Annotated in this window: 20 protein-coding genes and 1 pseudogene; 8 read left to right on the top strand and 13 right to left on the bottom strand. The window is 72.1% G+C overall.

All coding sequences use genetic code 11. The features are described from left to right. Positions 1 to 13 precede the first annotated feature (13 nt). Positions 14 to 709 (bottom strand): TetR/AcrR family transcriptional regulator, encoded by a 696-nt coding sequence (locus Athai_RS16650; protein WP_203962326.1) that lies wholly within the window; start codon positions 707 to 709, stop codon positions 14 to 16. 58 nt (positions 710 to 767) lie between these two features. On the opposite strand from Athai_RS16650, the gene Athai_RS16645 reads away from it, so the two are divergent. Both Athai_RS16645 and Athai_RS16640 read left to right on the top strand, forming a co-directional pair. Beyond that, on the top strand, positions 768 to 1,679 hold the full coding sequence (locus Athai_RS16645) for an amidohydrolase family protein (RefSeq protein ID WP_203962325.1): 912 nt from the start codon (positions 768 to 770) through the stop codon (positions 1,677 to 1,679). 901 nt (positions 1,680 to 2,580) lie between these two features. Further along, positions 2,581 to 3,396: an ABC transporter ATP-binding protein gene (locus Athai_RS16640; RefSeq protein WP_239156984.1), complete on the top strand. Its 816-nt coding sequence runs from the start codon at positions 2,581 to 2,583 to the stop codon at positions 3,394 to 3,396. A 117-nt stretch (positions 3,397 to 3,513) separates the two neighbouring features. Here Athai_RS16640 and Athai_RS16635 read toward each other — a convergent pair whose 3' ends face one another. Further along, on the bottom strand, positions 3,514 to 5,871 hold the full coding sequence (locus tag Athai_RS16635) for a tetratricopeptide repeat protein (RefSeq protein WP_203962324.1): 2,358 nt from the start codon (positions 5,869 to 5,871) through the stop codon (positions 3,514 to 3,516). A 128-nt stretch (positions 5,872 to 5,999) separates the two neighbouring features. Between Athai_RS16635 and Athai_RS16630 the strand changes: the two genes are divergently transcribed. Then, positions 6,000 to 6,875: an NlpC/P60 family protein gene (locus Athai_RS16630; RefSeq protein WP_203962323.1), complete on the top strand. Its 876-nt coding sequence runs from the start codon at positions 6,000 to 6,002 to the stop codon at positions 6,873 to 6,875. A 60-nt stretch (positions 6,876 to 6,935) separates the two neighbouring features. On the opposite strand, the gene Athai_RS16625 is transcribed toward Athai_RS16630, so the two are convergent. From Athai_RS16625 to Athai_RS16595, 7 genes are all read right to left on the bottom strand, one after another. Next, on the bottom strand, positions 6,936 to 9,194 hold the full coding sequence (locus Athai_RS16625; RefSeq protein ID WP_203962322.1) for a discoidin domain-containing protein: 2,259 nt from the start codon (positions 9,192 to 9,194) through the stop codon (positions 6,936 to 6,938). A 118-nt stretch (positions 9,195 to 9,312) separates the two neighbouring features. After that, positions 9,313 to 10,932, bottom strand: a complete 1,620-nt coding sequence (locus tag Athai_RS16620; RefSeq protein WP_203962321.1) for a glycoside hydrolase family 13 protein — start codon at positions 10,930 to 10,932, stop codon at positions 9,313 to 9,315. A 58-nt stretch (positions 10,933 to 10,990) separates the two neighbouring features. Next, positions 10,991 to 11,866: a carbohydrate ABC transporter permease gene (locus Athai_RS16615; RefSeq protein WP_203962320.1), complete on the bottom strand. Its 876-nt coding sequence runs from the start codon at positions 11,864 to 11,866 to the stop codon at positions 10,991 to 10,993. An 8-nt stretch (positions 11,867 to 11,874) separates the two neighbouring features. Further along, entirely contained in the window at positions 11,875 to 12,810 is a 936-nt protein-coding gene (locus tag Athai_RS16610) for a carbohydrate ABC transporter permease (RefSeq protein ID WP_203962319.1), read from the bottom strand. Between the two features lie 111 nt (positions 12,811 to 12,921). Next, positions 12,922 to 14,286: an ABC transporter substrate-binding protein gene (locus Athai_RS16605; protein ID WP_203962318.1), complete on the bottom strand. Its 1,365-nt coding sequence runs from the start codon at positions 14,284 to 14,286 to the stop codon at positions 12,922 to 12,924. A 409-nt stretch (positions 14,287 to 14,695) separates the two neighbouring features. Continuing rightward, a complete protein-coding gene (locus Athai_RS16600) occupies positions 14,696 to 15,697 on the bottom strand; it encodes a LacI family DNA-binding transcriptional regulator (protein ID WP_203962317.1) in 1,002 nt (333 codons plus the stop codon). A 161-nt stretch (positions 15,698 to 15,858) separates the two neighbouring features. After that, positions 15,859 to 16,743, bottom strand: a complete 885-nt coding sequence (locus Athai_RS16595) for a LysR family transcriptional regulator (protein ID WP_203962316.1) — start codon at positions 16,741 to 16,743, stop codon at positions 15,859 to 15,861. A gap of 140 nt (positions 16,744 to 16,883) precedes the next feature. Here Athai_RS16595 and Athai_RS16590 point away from each other — a divergent pair, with 140 nt between their 5' ends. The 3 genes from Athai_RS16590 (at position 16,884) to Athai_RS16580 (ending at position 19,423) form a co-directional block, all read left to right on the top strand. Then, positions 16,884 to 17,903 (top strand): aldo/keto reductase, encoded by a 1,020-nt coding sequence (locus Athai_RS16590; RefSeq protein ID WP_239156983.1) that lies wholly within the window; start codon positions 16,884 to 16,886, stop codon positions 17,901 to 17,903. Between the two features lie 153 nt (positions 17,904 to 18,056). Next, positions 18,057 to 18,920: a TolB family protein gene (locus Athai_RS16585; RefSeq protein ID WP_203962315.1), complete on the top strand. Its 864-nt coding sequence runs from the start codon at positions 18,057 to 18,059 to the stop codon at positions 18,918 to 18,920. A gap of 98 nt (positions 18,921 to 19,018) precedes the next feature. Next, on the top strand, positions 19,019 to 19,423 hold the full coding sequence (locus Athai_RS16580; RefSeq protein WP_203962314.1) for a PPOX class F420-dependent oxidoreductase: 405 nt from the start codon (positions 19,019 to 19,021) through the stop codon (positions 19,421 to 19,423). 84 nt (positions 19,424 to 19,507) lie between these two features. Here the strand turns inward: Athai_RS16580 and Athai_RS16575 are convergent, their stop codons facing one another. The 3 genes from Athai_RS16575 to Athai_RS16565 are packed head-to-tail and all read right to left on the bottom strand — an operon-like array spanning position 19,508 to position 20,548. Then, entirely contained in the window at positions 19,508 to 19,729 is a 222-nt protein-coding gene (locus Athai_RS16575; RefSeq protein ID WP_203962313.1) for a DUF397 domain-containing protein, read from the bottom strand. Then, on the bottom strand, positions 19,689 to 20,411 hold the full coding sequence (locus Athai_RS16570) for a DUF5753 domain-containing protein (protein WP_203962312.1): 723 nt from the start codon (positions 20,409 to 20,411) through the stop codon (positions 19,689 to 19,691). The genes Athai_RS16575 and Athai_RS16570 overlap by 41 nt, the downstream gene beginning before the upstream one ends. A 5-nt stretch (positions 20,412 to 20,416) precedes the next feature. Further along, positions 20,417 to 20,548 (bottom strand): helix-turn-helix domain-containing protein, encoded by a 132-nt coding sequence (locus Athai_RS16565; RefSeq protein WP_203962311.1) that lies wholly within the window; start codon positions 20,546 to 20,548, stop codon positions 20,417 to 20,419. A 92-nt stretch (positions 20,549 to 20,640) separates the two neighbouring features. Here Athai_RS16565 and Athai_RS16560 point away from each other — a divergent pair, with 92 nt between their 5' ends. Beyond that, positions 20,641 to 21,081, top strand: coding sequence for a hypothetical protein (locus Athai_RS16560; protein WP_203962310.1), 441 nt, complete (start codon positions 20,641 to 20,643; stop codon positions 21,079 to 21,081). Between the two features lie 225 nt (positions 21,082 to 21,306). Here Athai_RS16560 and Athai_RS16555 read toward each other — a convergent pair whose 3' ends face one another. Then, positions 21,307 to 21,651 carry a DoxX family protein gene (locus tag Athai_RS16555; protein WP_203962309.1) on the bottom strand — a complete coding sequence of 115 codons (345 nt, stop codon included), beginning with the start codon at positions 21,649 to 21,651 and terminating at the stop codon, positions 21,307 to 21,309. A 289-nt stretch (positions 21,652 to 21,940) separates the two neighbouring features. Between Athai_RS16555 and Athai_RS34175 the strand changes: the two are divergent. Next, positions 21,941 to 22,408 (top strand): annotated as a pseudogene (locus Athai_RS34175) (sigma-70 family RNA polymerase sigma factor); the annotation flags it as partial. Positions 22,409 to 22,560: the final 152 nt, after the last annotated feature.

Genomic DNA, 22,560 nt, shown 5'->3' with positions numbered 1-22,560 from the left:
GTTCCTAGTGCTGTCACCGGTCCGGCGGCTCCGCGACCTGCCCGCCGCCGACCACCCGGATTCCGCCCCGGCCGCTGCTGATCGGTCCGTCGCCGCCGGCACGGGGCCGGCGCAGGTGGGCGGCGAGCGCGTCGCCGAGTAGCCCCGCCGGCACCGTGCCCGGTGCCGGCAGCTCCTCCAGAGCAAGGCCGTTGGACAGGCCGACCGCCAACAGCACCAGCTCGCGCGCCACCGCGGCGTCGGTGATCCCGGCGGCGCCGAGCAGTTCGGCGACGGCGGTGGTCAGCGAGTCGAGCAGGTCCCGCCGGTATGCGACGAACCGGCGGCGGGTGGCCTCGTCCCGCATCGCCCGCAGCCAGTACTCCAGGAACAACAGTTGCCAGTCGCGGTTCCCGGCCATCGCCGCGGTCAGCCGGTCACCGGCGGTGCGGACCAGGTCACCCGGATCGATCGTCGGGTCGGTGGACAGCTCGGTGACCAGCGCGGTCCGGCTCGCGATCTGCTCGTCCAGCAATGCGAAGAACAGCTCGTCCTTGCTGCCGAAGTTGGAGTAGACCGCGCCCTTGGTGAAGCCGGCCCCGGCGGCGACTTCGTCGATGCTGGCGGCGGCGAAGCCGCGGTCGGCGAAGACCCGGGCGGCGGCGAGGAGGACTCGGCTGCGGACCTCGGGGCGCGGGGTGCGGCGCTGGCGGGGCTTGACGGTGGCCATGGCAAGAGGATACTGCTCGGTATTGGATACCAACCAGTATCGAGTTTTGAGGTGCCGGATGACACACCACGACCTGGTGATCCGCGGCGGACTCGTGTTCGACGGAGCCGGGTCCGACCCGGTCCGGGCGGACCTTGGCATCGCCGACGGCCGTGTCGCCGCGATCAGCCCGCTACCGCTGCCGCCTGCGCCTCGTGAACTGGACGCCACCGGCCGGTGGGTAGTGCCGGGGTTGTTCGACGTGCACACCCACTACGACGCGGAGGTGCTGGTCGATCCCGGTCTCGGCGAGTCCGTCCGGCACGGGGTCACCACCGTGCTGATCGGCAACTGCTCGCTGTCCACCGTGTACGCCGACGCGCAGGACTGCGCCGACCTGTTCGCCCGGGTGGAAGCGGTGCCCTGGGACGCGGTACACGACGCGGTGAAACGGCACCGCGACTGGACCGGCCCCGCCTCGTACCTGGCCGCGCTGGAGGCCAAGCCGCTCGGCGCCAACGTGGCCGCCCTGATCGGCCACTCCGACCTCCGGGTGGCGGCGATGGGTCTGGCCCGGGCGGTCGACGCCGGTGCGCGTGCGACCGGCGCCGAACTGACCGCCATGCGCACCATGCTTGCCACGGCGCTGGATGCCGGGTTCGCCGGGCTGTCCACCATCCGCAGCAGCTTCTCCAAACTCGACGGGGTGCGGTACCCCGCGCATCAACTGCCGTCCAGCTACGCGACGTGGCGGGAGTACGCATTGCTGAACGCCGTGCTGCGACCCCGGGGCCGGGTCCTGCAGTGCACCCCGAACCTCACCCGGCGAGCCGAGGTGGCGCGGTTCTTCCAGCAGAGCGCCGGGCTGCTGCACCGCACGCCGCTGCGCACCTCGTTGCTGTCGGCCGCGGACATCAAGGCCGATCCGGCATTGATTCGGCTGCTCATCGGCGTCACCCGGCTGGCGAACCGTCCGGTGCCGCGGCGCTGAACGTACGCGACGAGCTGGACCGCGGCCGGCTGCTCGCCGACGCGGACTACCGGCGCTGGTTCCGCAAGGACTGCCGGCGGCGGTTCGGCGCCCGGGTCTGGCATCGCGACCTGTCCGACGCCGAGATCGTCGCCTGCCCGGATGCCTCGGCGGTCGGCCTGTCGTTCGCCGAGATCGGTGCCCGACGCCGGATCGACGCCACCGACGCGTTCCTGGACCTGGTCGTCGCGCACGGACCAGCGCTGCGGTGGCGGACCACCATCGCCAACCACCGCCCCGAGATACTTGACCGGATCGCCCGCAGTCCGGCGGTGCAGCTGGGGTTCGCCGACTCCGGGGCGCATCTGCGCAACATGGCGTTCTACAACTACGGCCTGCGGCTGCTGAAACGGGTGTACCGGGCCGAGCAGGCCGGCACGCCGTTCCTGCCGCTACCAGCGGCGGTGCATCGGCTCACCGGCGAACTCGGTGACTGGTACGGGGTGGACGCCGGACACCTGCGGGTCGGTGGCCCGGCCGATGTCGCGGTACTCGATCCGGCCGGGGTGGCCGACCTGCCAGCCGACTACCACGAGGCGGTGATGCCGGCGTTCGGTGGACTGCGCCGGATGGTCAACCGCAACGACGACGCCGTCGCCGCCACCGTGGTCGGCGGTCACCTGGTGTACGAGAACGGTCGGTTCGCCGACGGTTTCGGTACCACCCTGCATGCCGGCCGCGTGCTGCGCGCCGGCCGGCCGTGACCGCAGCACTGCGTCGAGCGGGATCCGCCGGTGTCGGCCGGGGTATGCGTGACATACGCCCACCTCGCCGCGGGCGGTCGACCGGGCGGGTATCACGGGATGAGAAGCATGCCGCCGGGCCAGGATCGGCGCGCGGCCGCCGGCGTAGGTTGCCGGGCATGGTGATGGTGGACGCGCCGGTGCTGCGGATGTCGGGGGTGGACCTGGTCCGCAACGGCAACCTGCTGCTCGACTCGGTGTCGCTGACCGTACGGGAGGGCGAGCACTGGGCGCTGCTGGGCGCCAACGGTGCCGGCAAGTCCACCATGCTCGGCCTGCTCGGCGCGCAGGTGCACCCGACCCGGGGCAGCGTCGAGGTGCTCGGCCGGCTGCTGGGCCGCGTCGACCTGCGCTGGCTGCGTACCCGGTTGGGGCACGTCGATCCGCGGCACCCGCTCGGTGCCCCGCTGCGGTTGTTCGAGGTGGTACTGACCGGGCTGACGAACACGATCGAGCTGGTGCCGCGGTGGCGGCCCAGCGACGACGAGTCGGCGCGGGCACGTCGGTTGGTCGACGATCTCGGTCTCGGTCACCGGATCGACGCCCGCTGGCAGACCCTGTCGCAGGGCGAGCGTGGCCGGGCGCTGATCGCCCGCGCCCTGGTCGCCGAGCCGAAGCTGCTGCTGCTGGACGAGCCGGCGACCGGCCTCGACCTGGCCGCCCGCGAGCAGCTGCTGGAGAGCCTGGACCTGCTGCGGCACAACGATCCCCGGCTGGCCACCGTGCTGGTCACGCACCACCTGGAGGAGTTGCCGGCCAGCACCACCCATGCGGCACTGCTTCGGGCCGGGCGGCTGGTCGCGGCCGGGCCGGTGGCCGAGTCGCTCACCACCGAACACATCAGTGCCTGCTTCGACCATCCGGTCCGGATCGACCGGGTCGACGGCCGCTGGACCGCCCGGGCCGGCCGCCGCGCCGCGCCCGCGGCGTGCTGACCGCCGACGCCAGCCGCCCCGCGCCGCACGAGCCGCGCGGTTCCGGCCGGCCCGCTCACCGCGGCGAGACCGTGCGGCTGCCGGACGGTTGCGCCCGGCCGGCCGGGTGCGCGTGGGCTACCCGGAATCGGTACCGGTCGGCTGGGCGCTGCCGTCCAGCGCCCGGATGCCGTCCAGCGCCCGCCTGACCTCGAACCGGTCGCCGATGCGCTCGCACAACCGCAGCGCCCGGGTGTGGCGCGCCAGCGCCTCGTCCCGCCGGCCCACGCCGGCCAGCGCGAACCCGTACGTGTTCAGCGCGGTGATCAGGTCGAGGTAACCGGGCAGCGACTCGAACATCCGCACCGCGCGTTCGGCCCACCGCAGCGCTACGGCGAAGTTGCGCCGGCGCAGATGGACCACCGCGAGGTTCTCGTACACCGAGCATTCGTCCCGCAGGTCGTTGGTGCCGCGCGAGACGGTCAGCGCCTGGTGCAGCGCTGCCTCCGCCTGGTCCAGCTCGCCGAGCCGGGCGAGCGCGAAGCTCAGGTTCGCCCAGTGCCGCCCCAGCGGCGGGGTGAGCCCGTAGCAGCGGGTGTGCTCGTCGATCTGCTCCCGGTGCAGCTCGGCGGCCTCGTCGTATGCGCCGAGCTTGCCGGCGGCGATCCCCAGCGTGCTGGTCGCCGCCTCCGCCGCGCGGTCGGCCTCCGACAGCACCTCCCGGGCCTGCGTGAGCTGCTGGTACGCCTCGTCGTAGTGTCCGAGCTGGCACAGGGTGCGGCCGAGCCGGGCGCGGGCGCGGGCGGCGCCGATCCGGTCGCCGATCGCCTCGGCCCGGGCGTGCGCGAGGCGATGCACGTCGAGCGCCTCGGACCAGTGCCCCCGCTGGCTCAGGTACTGGTCGAGCAGGGTGGTGAGGGCCAGCACGTGCCCGGTCGCGCTGCCCGGCCGGTGCAGGGCGGCGCAGATGTTGGGCAGCTCCGCGTCGTACCAGGCGAGTGCCTCGGCGGCGGTGCCGATGCCGGGGGTCGGCGGTGCCGGCGACGGCGGCGGCACGTCGCGCCGGTCGTCCGGGAACGCCGCCCGCCGTGCCTCGGCCGCGGCGGCGACGTAGTAGTCGAGCAGCCGGTCCGGCGCGTCGTCCGCGCCGGCAGCGAGTTCCCCGGCGTACGCCCAGGTCAGGTCGTGCATGGTGTACCGGCCGTGGGCCGCCGGCTCGACCAGGTGGCTGCGCGCCAGCACGTTCAGCAGCTGGCGGGCCCGGGTCGGCGAACCGGCGGTCAGTGCCGCCATGGTGTGCACGTCCAGGTCGCGGCCCGGGTAGCTGCCCAGCAGCCGGAAGGCCTGGCCGGCGTCGGCGGGCAACCGGGCGCAGGATGCCGCGAAGACCGCCCGCAGCGAGGTGTCGGAATCGGCGGTCGCGTCCAGGTAGGCGAGCGCGCCGTGCGCTTCGAGGTCGCGGATCAGGTCCGCGACCCGGAAGCCGGGCTGGGCGGTGACCAGCTCGGCCGCGACCCGCATCGCCAGCGGCAACCGGCCGCAGCGGGCGGCGAGGTCGGTCAGCAGCGACCGCTGGTCGTCCGGCTGCGCACCGAGTACACCGGCGAGCAGCGTGGTGGCCTCGCCGGGGGCCAGCGGCTTGACCACGATCCGGGTCGCGCCGTCCCGGGCGACCAGCCCGGCCAGCGCGTTGCGGCTGGTGACCACCGTCATGCAGGCGGCGTCACCGGGCAGCAGGGCGCGCACGCAGTCGGCCGAGTGGGCGTTGTCCAGCACCAGCAGCATCCGCCGGCCGGCGAGCAGGCTGCGCGCCAGCGCGGCCCGTTCGGGTGTGCCGCCGGGGATCGGCGCGTCGGCCGGCAGCAGGCTGCGCAGCAGCTGGCCCGAGGCGGCTGCCGGGGTCACCGGATCGCCGCCGTCGAAGCCGTGCAGGTCGATCCAGAGCTGGCCGTCCGGGAACCGGTCGGCCACCCGATGCGCCCAGTGGCTGACCAGCCCGGTCTTGCCGACCCCGCCCATGCCGCAGACCAGCGCCAGCCGGGCGGTGTCCGGCGCGGTCGACACCGCGTCGAGGGTGGCCAGCGCGCGCTCGCGTCCGACGAAGCCGGGCACGTCGGCCGGCAACTGCCGCGGCACCGGCGGTTCGGCCGGCCGCGGCTCGTCGGGTTCCTCGGCGCTGCTGGCCCGCCGCCAGGCGGCCTCCCAGCAGGGCAGTTGCGCCGGGTCGACGTCGAGAGCCAGCAGCGTGTGCCGCAGTACCGACAGCGCCGGCGGATGCGCGCGTTGCGCGCTGAACGCGTCGGCGATCGTGGATCGCGGCAGGCCGCAGCGCTTGGCCAGCTGCGCGAAGGACGGGTTGCCGGCGGTCAACTTGGCGCGATGCAGCGCCCGGGCCAATCCGGCGACGCCGGCGACCGCGGCGAGTTCGTCCAAGGCGTCGCCGACGGCGGTGTCGGGCGCCGGCCGGTGTTGCGGGGCCGCGGCTGGGCTGGGCACGCGCCACCTCCGCCGTCGTACGGATCCGTCCGGGTTCATCCGAAGACCTAGCCCCGGACTCTAGGAGCCTGGTTGCCTGGGTGCCAGCCCCGTTCGGGCAGTTCTCTCGTTCGTAGGAGCTGGTGCACATGCCTGAATCCGCACATCCTCGCACCCTGACCGCCCGCGTCCTGGTCCTCGCGGTGCTCGGCACGCTGGCCGCGTCGTTCTTCGCGGTCGTGTCGCCGGTCGCCACCACCGCGGCGCACGCGTCCTCGATCGGCGGGAGCATCACCCGCTCCGAGGTGATCGCGCGGGCCCGTGACTGGCTGGACAAGAACGTCCAGTACAGCCAGACCTCTTACCACACCGATCCCAGTCACAGCAAGACGTACCGGCAGGACTGCTCCGGGTTCGTCTCGATGGCCTGGCACCTCAGCTCCAGCCGGACCACGTGGACCCTGCCGGACGTCAGTACGAAGATCTCCAAGAGCAACCTGATGGCGGGCGACATCCTCGACGACCCGAACAACCACACCGCGATCTTCGAGAAGTGGATCGACAAGAGCGCGGGCACCTTCTGGGTGATCGAGGAGGCCAACCCGACCAACGACATGCTGCACTACAAGTGGAGCCTGAGCGCGCACACCGGCTACGGTGCGTACCGCTACAACAAGATCGTCAACGACCACACCGCCGGCCATCCGAACACCTACGCGCCGACCACGGTGTGCGGCTCCGGCTACTACTACATCGGGATGCACAACCTCGGCTACGCGACGATCTACCTGTCGTGGAACGGCTCGACCAAGAAGAACTGCGTGGTGACGCTGGCGCACAACGCGTACGGGTCGAAGTCGATGGGTGCCCACCTCGCGGTGCAGAACGGCACCTCCGGATCCGACAACGGCAGCTACACCTCGTATGCCGGGCCGGTGCGCAAGTACGCGCCGTCGGCCTGCGTCAAGTGGGGCGGCAGCTACCAGAGCTCGTCCTGGACCAGCAGCTGGAGCCACTGCGGCTGACCGACCTGGGGTGGTACCGGGCCCGTCCGATGCTTCGGACGGGCCCGGACCGGGTTCCGGTCAGCTGGCGTACACCTCGAACTCGGATGCCTGCCCGGCCGGCCAGCCGGTGTTGGCGGTGAACGTCAACCGCAGGTAACGGACGTTCGCCGGGTCGAAGGCGATCGTGACCTGGTTGCCGGTCGCCGGGTCGAACCGGTACCCGGCGGAGCCGACCACGGTGTCGAACGACGAGCCGTCGGTCGAGCCGGTGACCGACAGGGTCTGGGTACGCGCCGCCCACGCGGTCGACGGCGGCAGCTTCAGCACGATCCGCGACACGCTGGTCGCGGCGCCCAGGTCGACCTGCAGCCACTGCGGGAACGCGTTGTCGATCGACTCCCAGTAGCTGCCGGCGTCACCGTCGACCGCGTTGCCCGGCGTGTACACGTCGGTGTGGCCGCTGGCGGTGACCGGGCGGCCGGCGGCGAGGTTGCCGTCGGGCGGCGGCGGGTTGCCGCCGTCGTCGCCGGGTTGCGGCCAGGTCGAGCAGTCGCCCCAGGTGGTGTCCCAGCCGGAGTTGCCGCCACCGTCGGTGATGGCGAACGACGACCCGCCGGTCGGGTACGGGCAGTTGTAGACGCCGTCCACGCCGACCCCGGTCGCCGTGACTCCGGTGAACGTACCGGAACCGCCGGTCTCGGCCTGCAGCACGACGGTGCCCACGTTGCGTACCGTGGTGTCCTGCACGGTCAGCCCGGTCACCTGCTTGCCGTCGCCGGCGCCGCCGACCACCTCGATCGCCGAGTACGGGCTGTCCACGATCCGGGTGTCGGTCAGCCGCACGTCCGCGTCGATGGGGTAGTCGTAGGCGTCGAAGCGGATGGCGCTCATCGGGTGCTGCCAGTTGGGGTTGAGCGCGCCGGTGCGCAGCAGGTAGTTGCCGGTCAGCGCGATGGTGCCGGCCAGCGGCGAGAATCCCTGCCCGGCGATGAACTGCTGGTTGGACACCGCGATGCCGGAGCCGAGCGCGTTGGTGTCGGCGACCAGGTTGTCCGACGCCGTCAGGTCGGTTCCGCCGTACAGCGCGATGCCGTTGGCCAGGTTGGGCTGGATCACCGTGTTGTGGCTGATGGTGTCGTTCGCGTCGGCGGCGTACAGCGACCACAGCGCGATCCCGTCGTCACCGGTGTTGCGGATGAAGTTGTCGGTGATCGTCGAGCCGGTGACGGTGCCGTTGAGGTTGATGCCGTCGGCGGTGTTGTCCAGGATCCGGTTGTGCTCGATGGTCAGGTTGGTGTTGCCCGACCCCATCAGCCAGATCCCGACCTCCTGGTGCTGGATCCACACGTCGTCGACGGTGGAGCCGGCGCCGAGGCTGCCGTTGACGAAGCTGTTGGCGGAGCTGCCGCTGCGGGTGGTGATCTCGCCGATCGCGGCGAAGTGCGACAGGGTGGTCGCGCCGGGCGAGCTCGACGCGTCGATCAGGTGCGAGCCGTGCAGCACCGAGTACCAGGGGCCGGCGCCGGTCAGGGTCAGCCCGTGGGCCTGCAGCGGGCCGCTGGTGCGGTAGGTGCCGGCCGGCAGGTACACCGACCTGCCCTGACTGCGGGCGTCGGCGAGCGCCTGGTTGATGGCGCTGGTGGCGTCCGCGGCGCCGGTCGGATCGGCGTGGTAGGGGGAGTCGGTGACCGACAGCGAGTTGGCGGGCGCGCCGATCGGCGCACCGACGTTCTCGAAGTCGGCGACGTCGACGGTGGTCGGCACGTCGCCGCTGTCGACCTGCAGCCGTACCGTGTCGCCGGCCGCGGCGGTGGTGCCCAGCAGCAGCCGGGCGTCGTCGAAGAAGTGGTGCGTCTTGCTGCCGGTGATGTTTCCGGTGTCCAGGTAGGTGTACTTCGCGTCGAGCGACAGCGTGCCGACCTTGCTGTCGCCCACGTACACCGAGAGGGTGCCGGCGGCGCCGCGGGCGAGGTGGTAGCTGACGTCGACCGCGTTCGCGGCGGCGGCGAGGGTGAACTGCACGTGCTGGCCGGCGGCGAGCTGCACCGCCTCGCGCCCGGACGCCTCCGACGCGACGGTGCCCTGGGTGTGGTCCGGCCCGATGACGGTGCCGGTGGTGTCCGCCGCCTCCGCCTCGTACTCGGTGAACGGGACGTCGGCGCCGACGCCGGCGGGTGCGTCCGCGGTGGGGCGCAGCGGATGCGGGTGCGGGTGTGGGTGCGCCGCGGCGGCACCGGCCGGTACGGCCAGCCCGAGCGCGGCGAGTCCGACCGCGGCGAGGCCGGTGCACAGCCGGCGCGGGACGACTCTGGTGTGACGGGGCGAGATTGCTGACATGACATGACCCTTCCGGTTGGTCCGTACGTCTCTCGCGAACTGGCGGTCGCCTCACCTCCGTCCACTGTGGATTCGTGCCGGCCCGGCAGGGCCGGGCGTGGTGCCGCGGCCGGCTGCGTCAGCGCAGTCGCAGCCAGGCCGCGGTGTCGGGGGGCAGCAACCCGCCGGCCAGCGGTGCGCTGGCGAGCAGGACCGCCACGTGGCTGGGCAGCGGGGCCGGGTGCGCGGCGAGGTTGACCACGCAGCCGAAGCCGTCACCGCGGCGGAACGCCAGCACCCCGGGCCGCGTGTCGAGCCAGTCGAACCGCTCGTCCCGCAGCTCCGGGCTGTCGCGGCGGATCGCCAACGCTCGCCGGTACAGGGTCAGCATCGAGGCGGGGTCGTCGCGCTGCGCCTGCGCGGTCAGCGGCGCCCAGCCGGCCGGCTGCGGCAGCCACGGCGTGGCGTCCGATCCGGCGGGGGAGAAGCCGTACGGTGGTCGCCGGCCGGCCCACGGCAGCGGTACCCGGCAGCCGTCCCGGCCCACGTCGGTACCGCCGGATCGGTGGAACATCGGGTCCTGGCGCACCTCGTCGGACAGCTCCTCGACCTCCGGCAGGCCCAGCTCGTCGCCCTGGTAGACGTAGGCGGCACCGGGCAGCGCCAGCGACAGCAGCGCGGCGGACCGGGCCCGGCGGGTACCGAGAGCGCGGTCGCTCGGGGCCCGGTGCTGCCGGTGGTCCAGGGCGAACGAGGTGTCGGCCCGGCCGTACCGGGTGACGTGCCGGACCACGTCGTGGTTGGACAGCACCCAGGTCGCCGGCGCGTCGACCGGCCGGTGCGCGGCGAGGGTGTCGTCGATGCAGCCGCGCAGCGCCGCCGCGTCCCAGTGGCAGCCGAGGAAGTCGAAGTTGAACGCCTGGTGCAGCTCGTCCGGCCGCAGGTACCGGGCGAAGCGTTCGGTGTCGGGCAGCCAGATCTCGCCGATCAGCGCCCGGTCGCGGTACCGGTCGGTGATCCGCCGCCAGGACCGGTAGATCTCGTGCAGCTCGTCCCGGTCGGTGTACGGGTCGGGGTCGCCGGCACCGAAGTCCGGCAGCGCCGGGTCCTTGCACAGCAGCGCCGCCGAGTCGATCCGGATCCCGTCCACCCCGCGGTCCAGCCAGAACCGCAGGATCGACTCGAACTCCTCCCGTACCTTCGGGTTGCCCCAGTTGAAGTCGGGCTGCTCGGGGGCGAACAGGTGCAGGTACCACTCGCCGCCGGTGCCGTCCGGGTTGGTCGTGCGGGTCCACGCCGGGCCGCCGAAGATGGACTGCCAGTCGTTGGGCGGCAGCTCGCCGTCCGCGCCCCGGCCGGGCCGGAACCAGAACAGCTCCCGCGCGGCCGAGCCCGGCCCGGCCTGCACCGCCTCGGCGAACCACGGGTGAGCGGTCGAGCAGTGGTTCGGCACCACGTCCACGATGCAGCGCAGGCCCGCCTGATGCGCCTCGCCGAGCAGCGCCTCGGCGTCGGCGAGGGTACCGAAGACCGGGTCGATGTCGCGATGGTCGGCGATGTCGTACCCGGCGTCGGCCATCGGCGACGGGTACCACGGGCTGAACCACAGGGCGTCGACACCGAGCTCGGCGAGGTAGGGCAGCCGGGTCCGGATCCCGGCGAGGTCACCGATCCCGTCGCCGGTGCCGTCGGCGAAGCTGCGCGGGTACACCTGGTAGATCACCGCGTGCCGCCACCACCGGTCGGACGTCTCGGGCATGTTGGTTCTCCTCGTTGTACGGCGGCGGGTGCCGCGTGCGATGCGGGGTCGGCGCGGGTCAGCCCTTGAGGCTGCCGGCGGCCAGGCCCGACATGATGTTGCGTTGGAAGATCAGGAAGATCACCACGGTCGGTGCGGCGGCGATGGCGAGCGCGGCGATCAGGATGTTCTGCGGCACGTTCTGGGACAGCGAGTAGATCCCGACGTTGAGCGGTTGCCTGGCCGGGTCCGCTTCGGCGAGCAGTGGCCAGAGGAAGTCCTTCCACACGTTGGTGACCGCGAAGATGCTGACCACGCCGAGGATCGGGCGCGAGATCGGCAGCACGATCGACCACAGCGTGCGGATCGGGCCGGCGCCGTCGATCGCACCCGCGGCGAGCAACTCCTCCGGTACCGCGTCGAAGAACCGCTTCAGCAGGAAGATGTTGAACGCGTTGGTCACCGACGGCAGCCAGATCGCCCACGGCGTGTTGAGCAGGTTCGCGTGCAGGATCGGCAGGTCCAGCACGGTCAGGTACTGCGGGACGATCAGCACGGTGGCCGGGATCATCAGGGTGCCGATCATCGCGGCGAGCACCACGTTGCCCAGCACCGGCCGCAGCTTGGACAGCGCGTACGCCGCGGCCACGTCGAACACCAGCTGGAACGCGAGCGCCCCGGCCGCGTACAGCACGGTGTTGGCGAGCAGCCGGCCGAGCGACAGCTGGCTCCACGCGGTGGCGTAGTTGCCCGGATCGGGGTGCGCCGGCCACCAGGTCGGCGGCGCCTGCGCGGTCTCCTGCGCGGTCTTGAGCCCGCCGGTCACCATCCAGTACAGCGGGCCGATGAACACCAGGGTGAACAGCACGATCACCGCGCCGAGCACGATCCAGTACGCCGCTTTGGCGCCGGGGCGGTGCAGCCGGGTCGGCGAGACGAGGGTACGGGTCTGCATCGGCTCTCCTATCCGCGTGGCCGGTCGAGCCGGACGTACACCGCGGCGAACGCGGCCAGCACGAGCAGCAGCAGCACGCCGAGGGCGCTCGCGCCGCCGAGATCGTTGAGGTTGAACGCGTGCTGGTAGATCAGGTACACCACGGTGGTGGTCGCGCCCTCCGGTCCCGACCCGTTGGCGAGCAGGAACGCCTCGATGAACATCTGCATCGTCGAGATCACCTGCAGCATCAGCATCAGCGACAGCACCAGCCGGCACTGGGGGACCGTCACGTGCCAGAACCGGCGGAACAGCCGGGCACCGTCGATCTCGGCCGCCTCGTACAGCTCGCCGGGGATGGACTGCAGCGCGGCGAGGTAGATCAGTACCGCGCTGCCCATGTTCATCCAGGTGGAGGCGAGTACCAGCGACGGCATCGCCATCGTCGTCGACTGCAGCCACTGCGAGGTGGGCAGGCCGAACGTGCTCAGGATGCTGTTGAACAGCCCGTCGCCGGGGTCGTAGGCGTACTTGAACAGCAGTAGCGCGCTCGCCGGTGGCAGCATCACCGGCAGGTAGACCAGTACCCGCAGGTAGCCCTGCGCGTGCCGGAACTCGTTGAGCACCACCGCGATCAGGAACGGCAGCGCGAACCCGAGCAGCAGTGCCAGCCCGGTGAACTCGGCGGTGTTGCGCCACGCCTGCCAGAACGCCGGGTCGTCGATCACCCGCTGGTAGTTCGCCAGCCCGACGAAGCTGGTCTCGCCGAACCTGGTCTGCTGCACGCTGAGCACGAACTCGCGGATCATCGGGTACCACGAGAACAGCAGAAAGCAGAGCACCCCGCCGGCGAGCAGCAGCCAGCCGGTGAGGTTGCGTCGCACCCCCCGGCCGTACCGCGGAACGCGGATCTGGCCGCTGCGGGTGCTGCGCTGCGAGCGCCGCGGCGCTGCGGTGACGGTCATCGCCGTTCCTCCACTGTGTCCGGTGCCGATGGCTGTGCGGCTATCGCGTTCGGCGGGCCTGGGTCCGGTTCCGGTGCCGGGATCCGTGCCACGGCACCGGAACCGGGGTCGTCAGCCGGTCGCCGCGAGTACCTGGTTGACCTGCTGCTCGGCGGTCGCGAGCAGCTTGCCCACGTCGGCGTTGCGGTTGGTCAGCACGGCCGACATCGCGGTGTCGAGGACCTTGTAGATGGCCTGCGCGTTCGGCGGTTCGACCTTGAACGGCACCGGGTGCTCCCGGAACGAGGCGTAGTTGTCGACCGGTACGGTGGCGTTGTCGGCCCGGAGTTTCTCGATCTTCGCCTCCGTGTCGCCGGTGAACAGCTGCGGCTCGGGCTGGCCGACGGTCTGCCCGATCCTCTTGCCCCGGGCGTAGTCGAACTGGCCCTTGCCCGGCGTCAGCTCCTCGTACGCCAGCCACGCGATGCCGGCCCGGATCTGCGCCGGGGTGTCGGTCTTCTTGAAAAAGTACTGGTCGCCACCGCCGAGGGTGGCCGGTGCCGGGCCGGTCTCACCGGGCATCGGGCCCATCCCGAAGTCGGCGTAGTCGCCCTTGAAGTTCTCGTGGATCGCCTTGATCGTGTCCGGCGCGCCGACGTACATTCCGACCTTGCCCGCCGAGGCGAGCTTCAGCAGGTCGGCCCAGGCGAGGTTCTGCTTGGCCCCCATGCTGTCGTCGGTGTAGCGCATCTCGTGCAGCCGGGTCAGGATCGCGCGGCCGTTGGCGTTGTTGAAGTCCGCCTTCTTGCCGTCGGCGGTGACGACCTGGCCGCCCTGGGCGTACATCTCGGCGGTGAAGTGCCAGCCGCCGTTGTTGCCGGCGCTGTAGTCGGCGTAGCCGGCGACGCCGTGCCCGACCTTCTCGGTGATCTGCTTGGCGTCCTTCGCGACCTCCGCCCAGGTGGTCGGCGGCTGGTCCGGGTCCAGCCCCGCCTGCTTGAACAGCTTCCGGTTGATCACCAGCCCCATGGCGTAGTTGGTGCGCGGCAGCGAGTAGAGCTTCCCGTTGCGGCGCCCCACGTTCAGCGTGGTCTTGTCCAGATCGGACAGTCCGGGCACGGTCTTGTCGGTGACGTACGGGGTGATGTCGGCGACCTGGCCCGAGTCGAGCACCTGCTCGGTGTCGGTGGCGTAGGCGTAGAACACGTCGGCCTCGGTGCCGCCGCGCAGTTGCGCGGTGAACGAGGCCGGTTCCTCGCACGGGAACTTGTCGACGCTCTTGATGGTGATGTTCGGGTGCAGCTTCTGGAACGCGGCGACGTCGGCGTTCCAGGCGTCCCGGTCGGTCTTGTTGCTCTTCGGCGGCTGGCAGTCGACGCTGATGGTGACCTTCCCGTTGCTGCTGCCGTTGTCGGAGGACCCGCAGCCGGCGAGGCCGGCGGCGCCCGCGCAGGCCGCCAGGGCCACGGCCAACGCCCTGCGGAACTGACTGTTCATCGAAAGACCCTTCGTCGGGCTTGGTCGCCCGCCGCCGTGTCGCGCGGGGTCGCGCGCGTCGGCGAGCGCACGGTCGGGTACGGGCGCGCCGTACCAGATCCGGGCGCCCGCGCCAGCCGCGGTGAACGATGCCGGTACTTAACCATGGCGAGCAGATCAACGCAATAGCAAGACGGAATCACGCAAGAAACAAACGAGATCGGCGCACATCTTCAAGTGTCGTCGCTCAGGGAGATGAGGTTCGCGCTCCGGTGACCCGCGTCGGCCGGACTCCCGGATCGGCACCAGTGGGCGCGGCGGGTCCTCGACCGGCGGCACGACGATGTGCCGCGGGTCCTCGGCAGGCGGCACGACGGTGCGCCGCAGATCCCCGACGACGGGCGGGGGCCGGGGCGGTGCCGGGGGTGGGTCAGGGGTGGCGGGTGGTGGAGGAACGGACCACCAGTTCCGGCTCGAAGAGCAGCTCGTCGGTGGCGACGTGCTTGCCGTCGATCTGGTTGACGAGCAGCTCGACGGCGGCGCGGCCGAGCGCCTCGATCGGTTGCCGCACCGTGGTCAGCGGCGGGTCGACGCAGGTCATCAACGCGGAGTCGTCGTACCCGATGACCGACACGTCGCCGGGCACGTCCTTGCCGGCGCGGCGGGCGGCCCGGACGGCGCCCAGGGCGAGCAGGTCGGAGGCGCAGACCAGGCCGGTGACGCCGTCGGCGAGCAGCCGGGCAGCCGCGGCCTGGCCGGACTCCAGGGAGAACATCCCGTGCGTGACCTGCACCGTCTTCGCCACCCCGAGCCGCTGTGCGAGCGCGGTGAACGCGGCCCGCTTGCGCTGCGAGGGCACGTGCTCGGGCGGGGCGAGCAGCAGCCCGATGCGTTCGTGGCCGAGCGAGACGAGGTGCCTGAGCGCCTGCTCGGCGGCGACCGCGTCGTCGGTGGACACCCGCGGGAACGGCAGGTCGTCGACCGCGGCGTTGAGCAGCACCGCGGGCAGGCTGCGGTCGATCAGCCGGGCGTAGTGGTCGTGCGGGCCGGCGGACATCGCGTACGACCCGCCGGCGAACAGCACGCCGGACACCTGCTGGCCGAGCAGCAGGTCGACGTACTCGGCCTCGGAGACCCCGCCGGAGGTGCGGGTGCACAGCACCGGGGTGAAACCGCGCTGGGCGAGCAGGTCGCCGACCACGTCGGCGAACGCGGGAAAGATCGGGTTCTGCAGCTCCGGCAGCACCAGGCCGACCAGCCGCAGCCGCTCGCCGCGCAGCTGGGTGGGCCGCTCGTACCCGAGGACGTCGAGGGCGGTGAGCACCGCGTCACGGGTCGCCTGCGAGACGCCGGGCTTGCCGTTGAGCACCCGGCTGACGGTCGCCTCGCTGACGCCGACCTTCTCCGCCACCACTGCCAACCGCCGCACCATGGCAAAAACCCTACCTCAACTTACGCAAGAACTTGCAGCCGCCGCCCACCGATCACCCTTTCCCGAGTCGGTCATGGTGTTGTCTGGTCGGGGAAACGGTTGCCGACGAGACGACACCATGATCAACAGGGCGGTGCGGTCATCGGCAGGGCGGGGGAGAGTCAGCAGGGCAGGGCGATGCGTTCGGCACTGAGGAAGGCGCGGGTGGCGGCGCTGGGCTCGCGGTCGGCGGTGGTGGCGACCGCGGTACGCCACACCGGGGCGGCACCGGCGACCGGGACGAACCGCGCGCTGGTCTGCTTGTGCCGGAACGACTCGGGTACCAGCGCCACGCCGAGCCCCTGGGCGACCAGATCGAGCAGCGTGTGCACGTCGTTGACCGTAAGCGCCACCCGCCGGGACAGCCCGGCGACCCGCAGCGCGTGGTCGGTCACGTCCCGGGTGACCCAGCCCGGCGCGAAGTCCACGTACGTCTCGGAGTCCAGCTCGGTCAGCGCCACCGCGCCCGCGGTGCCGAGCGGGTGGCCGGGCGCGCAGGCGAGCACCATCGGCTGCTGCTCCAGCGGGGTGAGCGTGACCGCGGCGGCGGAGCCGTCCGGCGGTTCGGAGACGAACGCAAGGTCCAGCGCGCCGGTGCGTACCTCGTCGATCAGCTCGGGTGAGCTGCCCTGACGCAGCGCGATCCGTACCCCCGGGTGGGCGGTGCGGAACCGGCCGAGGGCACGGGGCAGGTCGATGCCGCCGAGGCACTGGATGGTGCCGACGGCGAGGTTGCCGCGCAGCAGCCCCTGCACGGCCGCGACCGCCTCGCGTGCCGCGGTGACGGTGTGCAGGGTGCGGCGGGCCTCGGCGAGCAGCGCCCGGCCCGCCTCGGTCAGCTCCACCCGACGGGTCGAACGGACGAACAGCGCGGCGCCGAGGTCGCGCTCCAGCGCGCGGATCGACGCGGACAGCCCGGACTGGGCGACGTGCATCCGGGCGGCCGCACGGGTGAAGTGGCGCTCCTCGGCGACGGCCACGAAGTACTCGATCTGGCGCAGCTCCATCAGCACTCCCGCGCACCGCGCTTCAGCAGCGGTGGTGATCGATCGCATCGTTTTCTTCTGTTGGACAGCTCAAAGAGCCGGGTTCAAAGTACAACGGAGGGCGGCGGCCACCTGGGCCGCGGCGGAGCAGGAGGCGAAGCATGCAGTACCGGACGCTGGGCGGGACCGGCACCGTGGTGTCGACGATGTGTCTGGGCACGATGACCTTCGGTGCGGAGAGCAGCGAGGAGGTGTCGCACGCGCAGCTGGACTCCTACCTGGAGCAGGGCGGGAACTTCATCGACACCGCGAACGTCTACTCGCACGGCGTGTCCGAGGAGATCATCGGCCGCTGGTTCGCCAAGCGGTCCGGGGCGCGCGAGGCCGTGGTGCTCGCCACCAAGGGCCGGTTCCCGATGGGCGAGGGCAAGAACGACCTGGGCCTGAGCCGGGTCAACCTGACCCGGGCGCTGGACGCGAGCCTGAGCCGGCTGGGCACCGACGCGATCGACCTCTACCAGGCGCACGCGTTCGACCCGTTGACGCCGCTGGAGGAGACGCTGCGGTTCTACGACGACGCGGTGCGCGCCGGAAAGATCCGCTACGTCGGGGTCAGCAACTTCCTCGGCTGGCAACTGCAGAAAGCGGCGCTGCTGACCGAGTTCCTGCGCCTCGCGCCGATCGTGACCCTGCAGCCGCAGTACAACCTGCTCGTCCGGGACATCGAGTTCGAGCTGGTCGACGTGTGCCGCAACGAGAACATCGGCATCCTGCCCTGGTCGCCGCTGGCCGGCGGCTGGCTGACCGGCAAGTACCAGCGGGACACCACGCCGACCGGCGCGACCCGGCTGGGCGAGAACCCGGACCGGGGCCAAGAGGCGTACCAGCGGCGCAACGCGCAGGAACGCACCTGGCGGGTGGTGGACGCGGTCCGTTCGGTGGCGGAGGAGCGCGGGGTGTCGATGGCGCAGGTGGCGCTCGCCTGGCTGCGCGACCGTCCGGCGGTGACCTCGGTGATCCTCGGCGCTCGTACCGTCGAGCAGCTCGCCGACAACCTGGCCGCCGACGACCTGCGGTTGTCCGAGCGCGAGCAGCAGACCCTCAGCGAGGCGAGCGCCCCGGTGATGGCGGACTACCCGTACGGCGTGCCCGGAGTGCAGCAGCGCCACCGCGGTCTGTAACGGCCGGAGGTGGATCACCGGTCCCGCCCCGGGGCGCCTGACGGCCCGGGGCGGGACCGTGTGCCCGGCCACCGTCGGACCGCACCGGTAGGGTGGCGGCGATCGAGGGCCGTCGGCGGCCGGAGCGGCGCGGAGAGGGGCATCGTGGGCAGGGTGTTGGCACCGGGTCAGCGCGCCGAGCTGTGGGTGGCGGGTGTCGACACCGAGCCGCGACCGGTGTTCAGCTCGACCACGATGCTGTTCGAGGCGCCGAACTGGAGCGCCGACGGCCGGTTCCTGGTCGTCAACGCCGACGGTGGGCTCCACCGCATCCCGGTCGACGGCGGCGACGCCGAGCCGATCGAGCTGGGCGAGGTGCCGCCGATCAACAACGACCACGTGCTCGCACCGGACGGCACCGCGGTGTACGTCTCGGCGCAGGACGGGCACCTCTACCGGATCGCCGACGGCACCGCGACCCGGCTGACCGACGACCAGGCGCCGGCCCGCTCGTTCCGCTACTACCTGCACGGCATCAGCGCCGACGGCGAGACACTGGCCTTCGTGGGTACCGAGCGGGTGGGCGCCGACGCCAGCGCGCTGCGGCGGGTGTTCACCCGGCCGGCCGGGCCGGGCACCGACACGCTGCTCGGCAGCGGGTTCTCGCCCGCCGACGGCCCCGAGTTCGGACCCGACGGCAGCGTCTACTTCAACTCCGAGCTCGGCGCCGACGTGCCCGGCCACGCCCAGTTGTACCGGGTCGGTCCGGACGGGCGCCGGCCGGTCCGGCTCACCCACGACGAGCGGGTGAACTGGTTCCCGCACCCGTCGCCGGACGGCGCCCACCTCGCCTATGTGAGCTTCCCGCCCGGCACCCTCGGCCACCCGGAGAACGTCGACGTGCTGGTCCGGCTCTGCCGCCCGGACGGTACCGGCATCCGGGACGTCGCCGCGGTCTTCGGCGGCCAGGGCACCATGAACGTCAACAGCTGGTCGCCGGACTCCACCCGGTTCGCCTTCGTCGGCTACCCGAGCTGACAGACTGAGCGTCGTTGTCAGCGCGACGCCGGCCCGCCGCCGGCATCGCGCCGGGCGTCCGCCCGGCGCGGATCGCGACACGCGAGAGGATGAGCCCCATGCCCACCGGAGCACTGCCCGAACGGGTACGCGAGATGTTGGCCAAGCCGAACCCGGCGGTGATCACCACGGTGCGGCCGGACGGCCAGCCGGTGTCCGTCGCCACCTGGTACCGGCTGGACGGCGACCGGATCCTGGTCAACATGGACGAGCGGCGCGCCCGGCTGCGCTACCTGCGGGAGGACCCGCGCGTCTCGCTCACCGTGATCGACGAGGACAACTGGTACACCCACGTCAGCCTGCAGGGACGGGTCACCGAGCTGGTCGACGACCCCGACCTGTCCGGCATCGACAGCCTGTCCCGGCACTACGGCGGTAACCCGTACCCGGACCGGGAGCACGCCCGGGTGAACGCCTGGATCACCATCGACCGGTGGCACGGCTGGGGCTCCCTCGCCGAGTGAGCCCGACCAGGTGAGCGGCGAGTGCGGGCGGCGGCCGGTGTGCGCCGGCCGCCGCCCGCACCTGCCGGGTTGGACCCGGGCCGCTCACCTGCCGGGTGTGAACCCGGCGGCTGGGATCCCGTGTCGGACGGTGCCGAGGAAGGCGCCCCACTGCGCCGCGTCCACACGCAGCACGCCGCCGACGGGATCCTTGCTGTCCCGCACGTACCAACGGCCTTTGGCGCTCGCAACCTCGACGCACTGACCGCCCTGGGCGCCACTGCGGCTACTCTTCCACCACCGCAGCGGAGTCGCGTCGGTGCTCATAGAGTTCCTTCCTGAGCCTGTCCACGTAGTTGATCGACTCGGCGGTGGACAGCGCCTCACCTCGGCTGCCTTCAAAGGTCTTGGTCAATCTTTCCACGTCTGTCGGGTCGGGCAGAAGCTGTCCGCCGCCGGTGGCCTCGACGTACGCGATGTGCTCGCCGTGAACGGTTTCCAGGACGGTGAACGAACCGTCGAGTGGAGCGGTCGCGCTCTGTGCGTAGGTCAGGATGTGCAAGCGAACATGTGGCCGAGCGGCGACGAGGGTGAGATGGCGCAGTTGTCGGGCCATCACGGACGGGCCACCGACCGGCCGGCGTAGCGCGCTCTCGTCGAGGACCACCGACAACAAGGGCGGCGGATCGCGTTCGAGGACGGCTTGGCGGGCCAGTCGCGCGGTGAGCCGCCCGTCTGCGTCCGCGACCGATGGCGCCGGCGGCCATGCGGTCTCCAGGACGGCGCGAGCGTAATCCGCCGTTTGTAGCAGCCCGGGAATCAGCTGGACCTCGAATTCGTTGATCGAACGCGCTTCCTCTTCCAGATGCACGAATGACTGGAACCACTTGGGAAACGTGTCGCGCGCGAGCATGGGGAGCAGGGTGGACAGTGCTCCGCCGGTGTCGAGGGCGGCATCACAGGCGGCTGTGAAGTCCGCGGTCGGGGTGCGCTGCAACGTTTCCACCATGCTGATCAGCCCGGGGAGAAGTTGATCCGCTCGGCGAGCTGCGCCTGGCTCAGGCCGCGGCCGTGCCGGAACCGCCGGAGCTGGAGGACGAAGTATTCCTGCAACGTCTCCGGTGGGGTGTCGTCCGGGTCGGTCAATGCGCTCTCCGTCCACTGTGGAATCCGTACACAGATCACCTGTTGGGAGCGCGAGCCTACCCTCCGTGTCCATGACGCGCCAGGCTGGTTGCATGAACGCAGAGCGCAGCACCCAACCGGAGACCCAGCCCGGCACCGAGCCGGCCACCGAGCCGGTCAGCGAACCGGTCACCGAGCCGGTCAGCGGACCGGTCAGCGGACCGGTCAGCGAACCGGCGGCCGAGCCAGACAACGACCTGAACACCGGCTCGGACGGTGCGACCGGCAGCGAGCCGCTGCGGGAACCGAGCGACGCCGAACTGCTCGCGCAACTGATCGGGGCCGCCGGTGGCGCGCCGCGACGCTTCGTGCTCGCCGCCCGGGACGACGAGGACACGCCGACGGTCTTCCGGTGGGGCCTGGAGTTGCCGGACGGTGCGTACCTGGTCAGCCCGGACGGCGCGGCCATCGGGTGCTGCTCCAGCGCGCGATCGGCACTGGACCTGTTCGACCGGGTGTGCGTGCTCGACCTGCTCTGGCTCGACCCGCCCTGACCGGCTCGGCCCCGGGCGCCCACTCCCGGAAGCACCTCGGACGTCCGCAGCCCCGGTCGGGACCATCGGCGCGCCGCCCGGCCCGTGCGCCCCGGGCCCCGCGGACCGGCCACCGTCCACAACAGACTGTCCGAACGGGACGCTGCCCCACCTCCCCACGGCGCCCCGTTCGGACCCCGCGGGTCGCCGGCCGGCGCCACGCCCCGGCCGGCGACCCGCCCCGACTCAGCCGAGGGAGAGCACCAGCGAGGCGACCGCCAGGGCGAGGTAGGTGGCCGGAAACGCGAGGGTGGCGTAGCCGTGCGCGCGCAGGTGCGCGGCGACGGCGCCGACGAAGTACAGCACCAGGCCGGTCGCGGCGGCGACGCCGAGCGGCCGGATCGCGATGCCCACCAGTAGTCCGGCGGCGCCGGCCAGCTTCGCCGCCGCGAGCCACGGCAGCCAGGAGTCCGGCACGCCGACCGCGGTCAGGAACCCGCGGACGAAGCCGGCCCGCGCCGCCGCGGCGGCGCCGATGGCCCCGGTTGCCGCCGCGGTCGCCACGACGACCACCAGGTACCCGATGCTCATGCTGATCCCTCCCTCGCCGGAACGCCCGTGCCGGGATCGACGCCGCCGACCCGCCCGGTGCCGGAGTCGGCGCCGGGAACCCGTGCGGTGCCGGGCTCGGTGCCGAGGACGCGCCCGCCCGGCCGCTCGGTCCGTGTCCCGACATTGCGCCGCGGCTTCCCGGCGCGGGGTGCTGCCGGGCCGCGGCGGTAGCCTGAGGTGTTGGGTCTCATCTGCCGAACCGGTCCTTTCGGGCGCGGGCACTGGTCGATCACCTGTCTGACGTCTCCCGGGCCAGGAAGGTGACCTCGTGGCCGGCGCCGATCTCACCGACCGGTTCGCGGCGGCCCGCGATCGGCTGCGCCGGGTCGCGTACCACCTGCTGGGCTCGGCCGACGACGCCGAGGACGCGGTGCAGGCCGCCTGGTTGAAGGCACACGCGTCCGACGCCGAGGTCGACAACGTCGACGGCTGGCTGACCACGATCACCGTGCACGAGTGCCTCGACCAGCTGCGGGCCCGTACCCGCCGGGCCGAACTGCCGCTGGACGACGCCGCGCCGGTGCTCGCCAGTCGCGCCTCGTGGGTGTCGCCGGAGTCCGACGCGCTGCTCGCCGACGGTGTCGGTCGGGCGCTGCTGGTCGTGCTGGACCGGCTGTCCCCGGCCCAGCGGGTCGCGTTCGTGCTGCACGACGTGTTCGCGATGCCGTTCGACGACATCGCCCGGCTGCTGGACCGCTCACCGGTGGCCGCCAAGAAGCTCGCCAGCCGGGCCCGGGACCGGATTCGCGCTCCCCAGGCGGCTGCGCCGCGCCGGACCCGGGAACACCTCCGGGTCGTCGAGGCGTTCCTCGCCGCGGCGCGCGGCGGTGACCTGGCCGCGCTGCTGCGGCTGCTCGCCCCCGACGTGGTCCGCACCGTCGACGCGAA

The organism is Actinocatenispora thailandica (assembly GCF_016865425.1).
In the GTDB taxonomy this organism is placed as follows: domain Bacteria; phylum Actinomycetota; class Actinomycetes; order Mycobacteriales; family Micromonosporaceae; genus Actinocatenispora; species Actinocatenispora thailandica.
This window is presented reverse-complemented; position numbering and strand designations above follow the sequence as displayed.